This window comes from Diplocloster modestus (genome assembly GCF_019042245.1).
GTDB lineage: Bacteria > Bacillota > Clostridia > Lachnospirales > Lachnospiraceae > Diplocloster > Diplocloster modestus.
This window is the reverse complement of record NZ_JAHQCX010000016.1, coordinates 93,051-105,607: the sequence shown is the minus strand read 5'-3', so window position 1 is coordinate 105,607 and position 12,557 is coordinate 93,051. Positions and strand designations below refer to the sequence as shown.

The window sequence follows — 12,557 nt, the reverse complement described above, 5'->3', positions numbered from 1 at the left end:
CAAGCAGTTCCCCCCTTCTTGCATCAACAGACCTACTCATCATCCCCCAGCGCAGGCATTCTCAGCGTTCTGGCGTTCACACCATTCACCTCGATATGATCGTCCACCACGATGACCAGACACTGCCGTCCGTCGATCACCCGTGTTTCAATCAGGTCTGTGCGTTCCGGATTCACATTGATTACCACATCCGGGGTCTGGATGTTAAATTTTCGGACGCTGGCGATATTCGAAGCCAGCAGCGCCGTCTTTTCACCCGCAACTGCGTCGTAGTCCGTCTCAAAGGTTTCCAGCTTCTCTTCCGGTACACCGCTTTGTTCCAGCAGATGCTTGACATCTGTTTTCGTCAGGGAGAGAGGTTCCGGGGCTTCTTTGAAGTCTTCGATCATCTCATTTAAATTATCATGAATGGTGCGGATCACCTCATAATCGCATTCCTCACCAAGCGTATCCGAAATAATGGTATTAAACGTCTCCTTCTGGCCTTCCGCGGTCAGGGGCAGCGAACATCCCAGCATCTGATCGATAAAGTCGGGCTGAAGTTCCTCGGCATTTTTGGAATAGTATAGGACACTGTGAAGATCTGTGCTTCGGTCATTGAAAACAGGGAACAGGAAACCTTTTACCGGATGTTCGACGATCCAATCCCGGATCCGATCCTCGATACTGTTCTTTTCCGCGTTATAGCAGAGGCCGGGCTTTGATAAATTCACCGGGCAGATACTGCACAGCAGATATTCAAAGACTTCGTCGGAGGCGTCGAACATCTCAGAGCCGTCGGTGGATTTTCCGGGGATATCGTAAGCCGCATGGATCAGCAGAATCAGATAGTTTTCCCCGTAGAAATAGTTTTCTATGACTTTGTCGTAGAATTCTTCCAGAAGCATATCGTCCTGAAGCTTGCTGTCCCGAAGTTTTAACAGGAATTCCTGCGTGCCTCCCGGCATTTCCTGTTCCAGGGGAAAATCCATATTGATGAGGTTTTTTCCGATGGTACCGGACAGGGTCTGTTTGAATATATCAAAGTATTTGAACATTTCCTCTTCCGGAAGGGAGAGGAAAGCTTCTTTTAGTTCCAGTTTCTTTTCTTTTTCCGCGTCCACGTAACAGCCGCAGATCCGGGAGATGGTGCAGTTCTGCGGGGTGTACTGCTTGCGGATTTCCAGTACTTCTTTTTTTATCATAGTTATGTATCGGCCTTCTTTCTGTTCAGATCTGTATGCCCTTGTATCAGGGGGGCACCCAATTATCTTAGCATAGAGAAAATATTTTTACAATGAACGAAGTTATCCTTTGCAGGAAATGAAGAAAATTATATTCAGGAAATAATCTGTGCGGGATATCGGAATTTATCTTAAGGAGTCCAGCCAGACCCCATCTTTTACCTGCCAATAATGCTCAGACAGATCTTCCTCCAGAAAGACCCGCAGTGTTTTTGCCATGCCCTTGGCCAGATTCAGTGCAGGCAGTTCGGAGAGCTTCGTCCAGTAGACCTCTCCCTCCGGGGAGGATGTCAGATCACCGGTAAAACGGTTGGTTTTATAGAGGAGGATCACATACCGGGTGTCGCCGTCATAGGGCCACTGTTTGATTCCGCATAGATACGGCTGGGAAATACGAAGGCCGGTTTCCTCATACACCTCCCGGATCACCGCATCCGTAAAGGATTCTGCGGCTTCCACGTGTCCGCCCGGGAAGGCGATGCCTTTCCAGCCGGGGTCTTTCCTATCCTGCACCAGTACATAGCCGGCATCGTCATATATCATACACATGTTGGTAATTATCGTTTTTTCACTTCGATCCATAGGGTATCACCTGATTTCTTTCTGTTTTTGCGGCTTGCCGCACTCTCGTGGATACTGCAGAAGGCGTCCGCCGGGTTTTGATACAGCATTTTTGCTCGAAAAAGACCATTTCTTCGCCTGCCTATTGTATCAGAAAAATGTCTGGATTACAATGCAGGCAGCCATCGGATAAAGCCTGTTTGTAAGAAGGAGACCAATGTGTTAAACTACTGGTAAATAGCAAATAACAGGCTGAATTAGCGAGAAAGTTGAGTGTGAGGTTGGAACAGAAAAAAATATTTGGAAGCGGGGATGAGACCGCTATCCTAAAAATTGCGGTCTGCGATGATGAGCCCGGTACTTGCTCTGAGATTGAGGAAGCGGTGCGAAGCTTTGCAATAACATATGCTTTGAAAATACAAACTGAGGTGTTTTATACCGGGGAAGCCTTATACCGCTATATGAAGGAGGAGAGCAGTTTCGATCTGATCTTCCTGGATATCCAGCTGACGCGGTTAAGCGGAGTGGATATCGGCAGAATGATCCGGGAGGAGCTGGGAAATGAAAAAACGCAGATCGTATATATTTCCTCATGGCAGAGCTATGCCATGTGCCTGTTCGCGGTCCGGCCTATGGATTTCCTGATCAAACCGCTGTCGGTGGAAAAAATCGGGAATAAGATCGGGCAGTATCTGAAACTGACCCGGGGACAGCGGGATTTTTATTCTTTTATCAGCGGGAGGTCGCTGTGCAAAGTACTATATCAGGACATTCTTTATTTTCAATGTGACGGGAAGAAAATCCGTGTGGTACAGTTCGGCGAAACCAGGGAGTTTTACGGCAGAATGCGGGATGTGGAAGAGCAGATGTGCAAAAAAGGCTTCTGGACCATACATAAATCATTTATCATAAATTCCAACTGCGTAAAGGAGTACCGGTATGATACCGTGATGATGGTCAATGAGGATCAGCTTCCGATCAGCCAGAGGTACCGGAATGAGATACGGCAGAAGCTGCTGGCGGGATATGCGGAAAGGAAGATCTGATGGACTATTTGAATTTTTACATTTTTCTGATCAATATATTTCGAGTATTCATCGTGATCAGGTTCCTGGGAATCTTTCTTGACCGGTCCAAAGCGGGGAAAAGACGGGAATGTATCTTTTATCTGTTATGTCTGCTGGCCAGCACTTATTTAAGCATCGTAATGCCCACAGATGTAGACTGGATCCTCTGGATGCTGCTGCTGCCCGGCGCGGCCCTGACTTATAAGGAACGCCTGGGACGCAAATTAGGCGTCGTAGTTTTAGAGGAGGCAGTACGGCTTCTGATCAGGCAGATTATGGGCTATGTAATTCTGGTCCAGTATCCGGTAACACAGCAGCAGCGTCTGCGCTGTGATGTTTGGTCCCTGGTGATTTTCCTCCTGGCTGAACTGGGAATCGAGAATATCGAGCGGATGAGACGCAGGAGAAATGTTGAGATGCTAAAGCGGCAGCTGGCGATGTATTCCAGTGAGTTCGCGCTGATTCATGAAACCCAGAATCAGGTAAAGGGCCTGAGACACGATATGAAGCACCATCTGCGTATGCTGGAAGATCTGATCCGGGCCAAAGACCAGGACGGAGCGCTGGCTTACGTGGAGCAGATGCGGGAATTTATGGAGAATAAAGAAGAGTATGCGGCCTCGGGAAATGAGATGATCGACAGTATCCTGAATTATTATCTGAGAGATGCGAAACAGATGGGTGCAGCTGTGGAAAAGGATATACAGATCCCGGAGACACTGCCCTTCCCGGCCTTTGATATCAATGTAATCCTAAGCAACCTGTTGGAAAATGCCATGGCCGCACTAAGAAACACCGCGGACAAAAAGTTGGAGGTGCGGATAAAAATGGACCGTGGCTTTCTGGTGATTACGGTTGCGAATACCTATGAAGGTGTCGTGGGGGAGGAGCGAGGGACTTTCATTACCCGTAAACCGGACTCGTGCAATCACGGAATCGGCCTGGAAAATGTGAAGAGAATCACGGAAAAATACTCTGGAGAGTGCCGCACTTATTATAATGAAGAAAGATTCCAAGTGGATATCCTGTTATATATGGATTGATTTTTCCCTTAACAGTACTTGTTTTTCCATGTATGCTACCCCAAAGAACCTGTCTGCTAGTATAGTGACAAAGACAGTGGCAGGAGGGGTAGGGAATGAGGGAATATACAGCCGTTAAGGGCAGATGCAATCGTGTCATAAAATATAAGAAAGACAACAAAAACTGCCGAGACAGCAGAAACCGCCGGGACAGTGGGAATCGCCGGGACAGTGGGAACCGCAGGGACAACAGATATAAAACGTTGGACGGGATCCGGGGAATCGCTGTGATACAAATGGTGATTTTTCATTTTCTGTATGATATTTATATCATATATGGTTACAACCGGCATTGGTATGGACAATGGTATATCAGGCTATGGCAGCAGGAGATCTGCTGGACATTCATCCTGGTGGCCGGGGCGGTCTGGCAGTACGGCCGGAGCAATTGGAAAAGAGGGTTGTTGCTGAACGGCTGCGGTATCCTTATTACACTGGTAACGGCCGTAGCTGTTCCCACGGAAACGGTCTGGTTTGGTATTCTGAACTTTATGGGATGTGCAGTGTGGCTGATGATCCCGGTAAAGCGTCTGCTGCGCCGTATGAGCCCGTATGTGGGGATACTGGTGTCCTTCGGGCTGTTCTGGCTTACCAGGCAGATCGAAAGTGGTTATCTGGGACTGGGAGCGTGGAGAATTCTGGAGATCCCAAAACAGATTTACAGGATAAAGATTTTTACTTTTCTGGGATTCCCATTTGAAGGCTTTTCGTCCAGCGATTATTTTCCGGTATTTCCCTGGTTTTTTTTATTCTGTACCGGATATTTTCTATGGGAAACCCTAAAAAGTAAGAAATATGACGAAGTGTTCCGCTTACATATACCGGGGGCGGATTGGTTTGGAAGGCAGAGCCTTCCAATCTATCTGCTGCATCAGCCGGTGAGTATGCTGATCTTAGCTGTTATCTTTTTAATATTTAAAAAAATAGTTTAGAAGAATTATGGAAAATTATTTCTTTATCTATTGACAAAACTTGAGAATGTTGTATAATATCTACTGTTACGGGTTTTCATTTAAAGGAAATTCGTGTGCGTGTAGCTCAGCTGGATAGAGCGTCTGGCTACGGACCAGAAGGTCGGGGGTTCGAACCCTCTCACGCACGTATCAAGCTCTTGCAAACGACAGGTTTGTAAGGGCTTTTATATTTGTACTATTTTAATCTAATGGATATATTTTCTTCTTATGTCTGTAGGTAATACTATTTCTGTTAATACAATCAACGTTCTGAAAGTTTTTCCTCTTTTTCAATTAACTTATAGAATTGTCCAGGAGTAATACCATAGGTTAGGTTTTTAAAGAGCCGGAAAGGTTCTTCCAGAGACCGGGTATTTTGCGGCTGTACCAATGTTTCCTTGAGTGTCAGTGAGTTTCAGTTTAAAGCTTTCATAATCCGACTTGTTAATAGTGATTTTTTGCTTATTTATAAAAGGCTTTGTGCTTAGGAGGCAATCTGGTATATAATAACATTAGACCTGGTAATACTGATGAAATCAGAAAAGCCCGGATATGGTTCGAAGAGCAGTGCCGTGATGGGGCGTTGCGAAAAAAGACGGCAGGACAGCCGGAAAAAAGGAGCGCTTGCTATGGTAGATCTTGTTTGGAAAGACCCGAAAATTTATAGAATTCGAATTGAACTTCCGAGGAATCCCCTTAAAAATCTGAATATCTATGTGCTGCAGACCCCGGGGCGGTCGCTGGTGATAGATACAGGATTTAACAATCCGGAGTGCCATGAGGCTCTGTGGGCGGGGATTTCGGAACTGAATCTGGATTTATCCAGTACGGCGTTATTTTTGACACATTTCCATGCGGACCACATTGGGCTGGTGTGGGATTTTGTGGAGCGCGGTGTTCCTGTCTATATGGGAAAAAGAGAATATGAGTATTCTAAGAAGATAAACGCTGAGAATATTGTAGGCGGAATGAACGTAACTTTTACGCAGGAGGGTTTTCCAGGGGGGCTGCAGATGCGTCACATCGGGGAGAGTAAAGGGAGGCTGGAAATACCCAGGCCCGGATTCCCTGTAAACGTGATCGAAGACGGGGATGATCTGCCGATGGGAGATCTGAAGGTGCAGACGATCTGTACTCCGGGCCATACGCCCGGACATACCGTTCTCTACCTGCCAAAGCAGCAGCTCTTGTTTACCGGGGACCATATCCTGTTTGACATAACGCCGAATATCAGCATTTGGCCTTCCGTGCCCCATTCCCTCGCCGATTATCTGGAAAGCCTTAAAATGGTTCGGAAAATACCGGTCCGCGCGTCCTTTCCGGCTCACAGAGAGGCCGGTGAGGATTTCTATCAAAGAATCGACCAGCTTCTGGAACACCACAGGTGCCGGCTGGACGAGATCCAGCAGACGGTAATCGATCACCCAGGCATTACCGCCTACGAGACAGCAGGGCTGATACACTGGTCCCTTCGGGGATTGTCATGGGAGATGTTCCCATACAATCAGCGCTGGTTCGCCATGGCGGAAACGCTGGCCCACCTCTATTACCTGGTGGATGCACAGCGGATCGTCCGGGATGTGTCAGGAGAGTTTGTGAGATACTATTGCTGGCAGTAACTGTTGGTTCGGCTGCTGCAACAGCCTGATGGCATCAAGGACACGTCAGGCACCTGGAGCGTGTAATGCTGTTTTTTCATAATCAGAGTCAAAACCGGCAGAACCGTTAACCGCTTTCTCTGGACCTGGTATTTCCTCTTGAAAAGGCAGCCGGATGTAGTATTTCTTCTTGTACTCCTCCACAAGCTCCGCGTAGTTCTCCGCCTGAGAGGATTTTAAGGAGCGGAAATAGCCATGGGATTCAAAAGAGAGGTCATTCATCTCGATGACACTCAGGGCTACATTGGAACAGTGATCGGCCACCCGCTCAAAATTATTGAGCAGATCGTTGAACACGAATCCCAGTTCCAAAGTACATTTGCCTGCCTGGACGCGTTCGATGTGGCTTGATTTCATCGCGCCTGCCATTTCACCGATGATCTGCTTCAGCGGTTCCACCCGGTGTGCCATGTCCAAATCGTCTGATGTGAAAGCACCAAAGGCGATATCCAGAATCTCCCTGACGGCGGCGATACAGATACTCAGTTCTGTGTCCGCTGCCGCAGAAAATGTCAGTTTCTTTTCGTGGAGTTCTGCGGCCAGTTCCATCACATTCACGGCATGATCGGAGATCCTCTCCAGATCGGTGATGCTGTGGAGGCATTTGGAGGACTGGCGGGCTTCACTGTGGGACAGCTCCTTACCGCTTAACTTAACCAGGTAGGTACCCAGCTTGTCCTCATACTTGTCCACCACGTTTTCCCGGTTAACGATTTTTTCCGCGGATTCGGGACGGTAATCAGACAGCAGGTCAATTGCCTGCAGTATATTTTTCTTAGCGGCCCAAGCCATTTTATTGATGGTGTGATTACACTGTTCAATGGCCAAGGGAGGATAATTCAGGAAGCGTTCGTCCAAGAGGTTTTCTTCATACTCCTCATCCTCGGGTGAGGATTTGAAGGTGAGATAAACCAGCTTCTCCAGCTGGCCCATGAAGGGAAGCAGCACAATGGTCGCAAACAGTTTGGCGACCGTATTGACGATGGCGATCCCTACGGCGGTGGCGGCCATGGAGGTAAAGGATAGGCCAAGCAGCCGCGTACCGGCATAATAGACCACCATAAAGGCCAGAGAACCGAATAGGTTATAATATAAATAGATAAATGCGGCCCGCCGGCCGTTTTTGTTTGCGCCGATACTGGATATCAAAACCGGTGCGCAGGCACCGATACTCATGCCCAGGATCAGCGGGACCGCCATATCGTACGATATACTGCCGGTGACGGCCAGGGCTTGAAGGATACCTACGGAAGCAGAAGAACTCTGGATAACGGCGGTGAACAGGGTTCCGGCCAGAATTCCGATGAAGGGGTTGGAGAAAACGGTCAGCACACGTATGAATTCGGCGCTGTCCTTCAGAGGTTCCACAGCGCTGCTCATAATCTGCATGCCGTACATTAATATGGAGAATGCCAGCAGGATAACGCCCACGTTTTTCTTCTTCGTACTGTGGGCTGTCATGTAGAGAATGATACCGATCAGCGCGATAAGGGCAAAAATGGTGGACACGGAAAACAACTGCGCCGCTGTGCCGCCGTCCTGCAGCTCGGTCAGGCTTAAGATCCAGCCGGTGGCCGTGGTCCCTATATTTGCGCCCATGATGATGCCGATCGCCTGGGACAGTTTCATAACACCGGAGTTTACAAAACCCACGACCATAACGGTGGTGGCGGAGGAACTCTGAATTACGGCCGTCACAAAGGTCCCAAGCAGAATCCCCCGAATGTGGGTGGAGGTCAGTTTTCCAAGAAATACCTCCAGCCGGCTACCGGCTACTTTTTTTAGAGAATCTCCCAGAAGGGACATGCCAAACAGAAAAAATGCGAGACCTCCCAGCAACGTAATGACTGATACGATATCCATTGTCGAAAACCGACCTTTCCTTATGTAAAAATTTGTTTAATTTTATGTTAATTCATTTTGAAGTTCATGTCAATTTATGGTTTATAATTCTTTTATCATGAATTTTGAAAATGATATGGTGTTTGAGCGATAAGCATCGAGGTATGATAAAAAAAGGCTCAGGGCATAACATGAAGATTATGTATGATCTACTGCAAAAAGGTCATGCTAATGATTACAAAGGAGGTATGAATTATGATGCATGGTATGGATTTGCTGGATCTTACAAGGTACCTGGAAGATTTACACTGTCAGGAGCGCAGTGCTGCGACCATTGAAAAATATGAACGGGCACTGACAAGATTCTATCACTGGCTGCCAGAGAAAAAACAGCTGGATAAAGACGGCGTGATTGACTATAAAAATGAATTGACACGTAAATTTGCGCCTGCCGGTGTCAACACTTCGTTAGCTGCCCTCAATGGTTTTTTCCGTTTTATGAGCTGGGAAGATTGTATTGTGAAGCCTCTTCGGCTTCAGCGGCGGACTTTTGCGTCGAAAGAAAAAGAACTGACACGCTGTGAATATGAACGGCTGGTTTCTACAGCTGACCGCAAGCAGAACAGCAGGCTTTCCCTTCTTCTGCAGACCCTGGCTTCGACCGGCATCCGGGCTTCCGAAGTCCGCTATATTACGGTGGAAGCTGCCCGGTGCAGAAAAGCCGTGATTATATTAAAAGGAAAAACACGGACCATCCTGCTCCCGGAAAAGCTCTGTTATAAATTACTAAAATATGCGAGGGACCAAAAAATCGACTCAGGAGAGTTGTTTCTGACCAGACACGGACGTCCGTTGGACCGCAAAGAGATATGGGCACAGATGAAACATCTTTGCTGTGCAGCCGGAGTGGATCCGGGGAAAGTCTTTCCACATAATTTACGCCATTTATTTGCACGAATTTTTTATGATTCTCAAAAAGATATTGCTAAATTGGCAGATTTGATGGGACACTCCAGCGTAGAAACTACCCGTATCTATCTATTGTCCTCCGGTGAAGAGCATATGCAGGCGTTAGACAGGCTTCATTTGATTTGTTGAAAAAGTAAACAAGACAGAAGATTTATTCTGTCTTGGCTAATTTCAGATCGAGATTGCCGAATACATAATTCTTATTAATTTTACTATAAATTCTTATCTTTTACAACAAATTTTAGTTGCATAACATGTCTGCAAAGTGAACAAAAAGTAGAAAAAGGTGCGTGAAATAGACCGGGCATCCTCCGGTCTATTTTATGCACCTTTTTGTCGGAAATAAGAAGACGGAATAATAGAAAATCAGAGTTTCATTTGCGGTATTCTTTGTAAACAAGACAGAATAAATCTTCTGTCTCTTTATGAAACTCCAGTGTGACTGGAAACCTATTTAGATTTCATGGAGGTGTGTATTATGGAAGAAGCCCTTACATATTATGAGAGATGTGTCCCGGAGTGTACGCGCACAATGTATGTGCAGTTTCAATCATACCAGGACAAGGTCGCCAGCGGTAAGCTCTATAGCTGGTATTACAAACAGGAATTTGATTTTTGTGGACTGGATCAACTGCTGCTGATTATGGATGACGTTATGGATTCCGTGAATTATCCCCAGTCCAGTGTCGACCACAGGCATTTAAAAAACAGCAGCCCGTACTTCCTGGATTTGTCTGCCTGGACCCCGCAAAAAGATCTGAATTCAGAAGGGGATGGGAAATATAATGCGACGAAAACAGGGGTTGAAATAAGGGTATATTACCGTCAGCATGCCAGTATGCAGGGGGAGATACGGGTAAAGGGGCGTAAAGTCTATTTCCGCAGCGGAATGGAACTCATGAGATTACTGCATCAATATTTAGAAAAATATTAAAGTAGAAGTAGGGAGCTCTATGGAAAGGTTGCAGTATTTATTCTTTTGAGAATTCTGCAGAACGGTTCTGCGTTTTTTCATCCAATAGTTCGCGAAGCCGTGTAAGTCCCGAGCCACTGTCAAAATATTCCTTACCGTATTTCAGATTAAATGCATAATCAAAGTCAGCCGGATTCTGTCCCTGGCTGTGCTGCAGAATCGTCTCGGCTTTATCAAGAGCTTTGACCAGTCGGGCTTCTTTCGTACTGCCGTCTGTATATTCCATCCACAGGTTCCGGAACATCATTCCCTGATCCGCCGGCAGCAGAGAGGCCAAATTTTCGATCGCCCGAAGCTCCTGGGTATATTTTACTGATTCATCCGGTTTTGTGGCGGCGGAGATATCTCCGTCGTATAATTCCCCCATATCGTGAATCAGACTCATCAAGACGGCTTTTTTCCAGTCGATGGAAGGGTCCTCTGCCGCAGCCAGTGCGGTAAAAAGAGTCATACGCCAGCTATGTTCCGCAGTGCTCTCCCGGCGTCCATCCTTCGTCCAGGCATAACGGGTAACCGATTTCAGCCCTTCCGCTTCCTCTATAAATCGCAGGATCTTTTCTATGTTTTCCATGTTTTTTGTCCTTTTCATTTTTTGGCTCTGCCTTTCCTTGAATTATACCAGTAAGACGTTCGTTGTACAATCAGTGGGGACTGTATACTGTAAATTTCTATCGCTACATATTCGGAAAAAAGGAAGAAGCAAAAAGCTGATTCACCTCTTCCCGGTTCCCGATCCTTACTTGTTCAGCAAAGACGATCGTGCTATTGAATATAATTTTATTGAAAATGTGGAAAGGCACTGCTGGAAAAACGGATGACTCTGCTGCAGACGGCCTCCCCTTCAGCGGCCAGGCGCTTCTCGTCAACGCCGCTTAGAACCCCGTCTTTATAGACGACTTTCCCATTTATCATGGTCATCCATACAGAGCCGGTCTGGCCCACCCGGGCCAGGAGATTCTTCGGGTCGTGCAGGGCGCCTGTAAGCTCCAGGTTCTCCGTGTCAACCAAAAACAGATCCGCTCCCTTTTCCGGCTCCAAACTTCCCAGATCGGTGCGCCCCAGCGTCTTTGCTCCGTTCACCGTAGCTATTTTTAACATATCATAAGCGGATACACAGCCATTTCGCTTCTTAGCATGATAGGCCTGCATCAGATAGGCCATGCGCAGGGAGTCCAGCAGATTGGAGCTGTCGTTGGTAGCCGAACCGTCGCAGCCCAGGCTTACCAGCACCCCGGCCTGATCCAATTCCTTCAGGTTCAGGATGGGGAATCCTCCCAACACAGCGGGCGCCGGGCAGTGGGATATCCCCGTACCGGTCCCGGCCAGCACCTGGTATTCTTCCGGCAGCACTTCCCAGTCATGGGCGTACCACACATCCGGTCCGATGAAGCCCAGCTCCTGGCACCAGTCCATGGTCCGCTTGCCGTAACGGGCCAGCATCCCTTCATTTTCACCCTCGCCCAGGTGGGTGTGCATACGCACCTTCTTATCCCGGGCCATGCGGACGGTTTCCCGGAAGGTTTCCGGGCGGCAGTTGAGAGGCTGGCAGGGGGCCATGACGATCTGCCTCATGGAGTACGGACGGGGATCGTGATATTTGCCGATCAGCCGGTCACAGTCCACTAAGAATTCCTCTGTGGTTTCCAGCATGTTATCGGGGATGGAGCTGCCTCCGGACATGGAGAGGGTGTTGGCGCCCCTGCCGGCGTGATAGCGGATGCCCAGCAGTTCGGCGGCTTCCATCTGCCTGTCCACCGGCTCTTTGCCCGTCTTTTTCGTGTAACAGTACTGGTGGTCAAAGGCGCAGGTACAGCCGTGCTTGATCAGATCCGCGAAGGCAGTCAGGGTGGAGTAGTAGATGACTTCGGAATCTATGATCTGGAATATCTGATATATCTTTTCAATCCAGTCCATCACCATCAGGTTGGGATAATCGATCGCCGTCAGGTTCCTGACAAAAGTCTGAAAAAAATGGTGATGAGTATTAATCAGTCCGGGATATACGAATTTCCCCCTGGCATTTATAATCTGCGTGTCCGCGGCACGACTGCGATTCCCCGGGGTATCCTGTTTCTTTGCGTCCAGATTTTTACCTATGCAAAGGATCTTCGGCCCTTCGATCAGGATATCGCAGTCATAGTACACATGATCCGCCGGGTCGCAGGTCACGACTGCCGACGCGTTTTTTAATAAGATTCTGTCCATCGAGATTCCTCCTGTGCCACGATC

11 protein-coding genes and 1 tRNA gene are annotated in these 12,557 nt (G+C 47.7%); 7 read left to right on the top strand and 5 right to left on the bottom strand.

Going from position 1 to position 12,557, the window contains the following annotated elements:
• Positions 1-32: 32 nt before the first annotated feature.
• Positions 33-1,184 carry a DUF4317 domain-containing protein gene (locus tag KTH90_RS19270; protein ID WP_158353290.1) on the bottom strand — a complete coding sequence of 384 codons (1,152 nt, stop codon included), beginning with the start codon at positions 1,182-1,184 and terminating at the stop codon, positions 33-35.
• Positions 1,185-1,349: 165 nt separating this feature from the next.
• Positions 1,350-1,805, bottom strand: a complete 456-nt coding sequence (locus KTH90_RS19265; RefSeq protein WP_158353288.1) for an 8-oxo-dGTP diphosphatase — start codon at positions 1,803-1,805, stop codon at positions 1,350-1,352.
• Between the two features lie 260 nt (positions 1,806-2,065).
• On the opposite strand from KTH90_RS19265, the gene KTH90_RS19260 reads away from it, so the two are divergent.
• From KTH90_RS19260 to KTH90_RS19240, 5 genes are all read left to right on the top strand, one after another.
• A complete protein-coding gene (locus KTH90_RS19260; protein WP_238727278.1) occupies positions 2,066-2,830 on the top strand; it encodes a LytR/AlgR family response regulator transcription factor in 765 nt (254 codons plus the stop codon).
• Positions 2,830-3,894 carry a GHKL domain-containing protein gene (locus KTH90_RS19255; RefSeq protein WP_158353284.1) on the top strand — a complete coding sequence of 355 codons (1,065 nt, stop codon included), beginning with the start codon at positions 2,830-2,832 and terminating at the stop codon, positions 3,892-3,894. Before KTH90_RS19260 ends, KTH90_RS19255 begins: the two co-directional genes overlap by 1 nt.
• Before the next feature lie 95 nt (positions 3,895-3,989).
• The gene (locus KTH90_RS19250) at positions 3,990-4,865 is read left to right on the top strand and encodes a heparan-alpha-glucosaminide N-acetyltransferase (RefSeq protein ID WP_158353282.1); all 876 of its coding nucleotides are present in this window, start codon (positions 3,990-3,992) and stop codon (positions 4,863-4,865) included.
• 95 nt (positions 4,866-4,960) lie between these two features.
• Positions 4,961-5,034, top strand: a tRNA-Arg gene (locus tag KTH90_RS19245).
• A gap of 481 nt (positions 5,035-5,515) precedes the next feature.
• Positions 5,516-6,505: an MBL fold metallo-hydrolase gene (locus KTH90_RS19240; protein WP_238727277.1), complete on the top strand. Its 990-nt coding sequence runs from the start codon at positions 5,516-5,518 to the stop codon at positions 6,503-6,505.
• Between the two features lie 45 nt (positions 6,506-6,550).
• On the opposite strand, the gene KTH90_RS19235 is transcribed toward KTH90_RS19240, so the two are convergent.
• Complete coding sequence (locus KTH90_RS19235) at positions 6,551-8,407, bottom strand: Na/Pi cotransporter family protein (RefSeq protein ID WP_158353278.1); 1,857 nt, start codon at positions 8,405-8,407, stop codon at positions 6,551-6,553.
• Between the two features lie 234 nt (positions 8,408-8,641).
• Here KTH90_RS19235 and KTH90_RS19230 point away from each other — a divergent pair, with 234 nt between their 5' ends.
• Together KTH90_RS19230 and KTH90_RS19225 are read left to right on the top strand one after the other, a co-directional pair.
• A complete protein-coding gene (locus KTH90_RS19230; protein WP_158353275.1) occupies positions 8,642-9,484 on the top strand; it encodes a tyrosine-type recombinase/integrase in 843 nt (280 codons plus the stop codon).
• Between the two features lie 349 nt (positions 9,485-9,833).
• The gene (locus KTH90_RS19225) at positions 9,834-10,289 is read left to right on the top strand and encodes a hypothetical protein (RefSeq protein ID WP_158353273.1); all 456 of its coding nucleotides are present in this window, start codon (positions 9,834-9,836) and stop codon (positions 10,287-10,289) included.
• 37 nt (positions 10,290-10,326) lie between these two features.
• On the opposite strand, the gene KTH90_RS19220 is transcribed toward KTH90_RS19225, so the two are convergent.
• On the bottom strand, positions 10,327-10,899 hold the full coding sequence (locus tag KTH90_RS19220; RefSeq protein WP_158353272.1) for an HD domain-containing protein: 573 nt from the start codon (positions 10,897-10,899) through the stop codon (positions 10,327-10,329).
• Positions 10,900-11,105: 206 nt separating this feature from the next.
• Complete coding sequence (locus tag KTH90_RS19215; protein WP_158353270.1) at positions 11,106-12,533, bottom strand: amidohydrolase; 1,428 nt, start codon at positions 12,531-12,533, stop codon at positions 11,106-11,108.
• Positions 12,534-12,557: the final 24 nt, after the last annotated feature.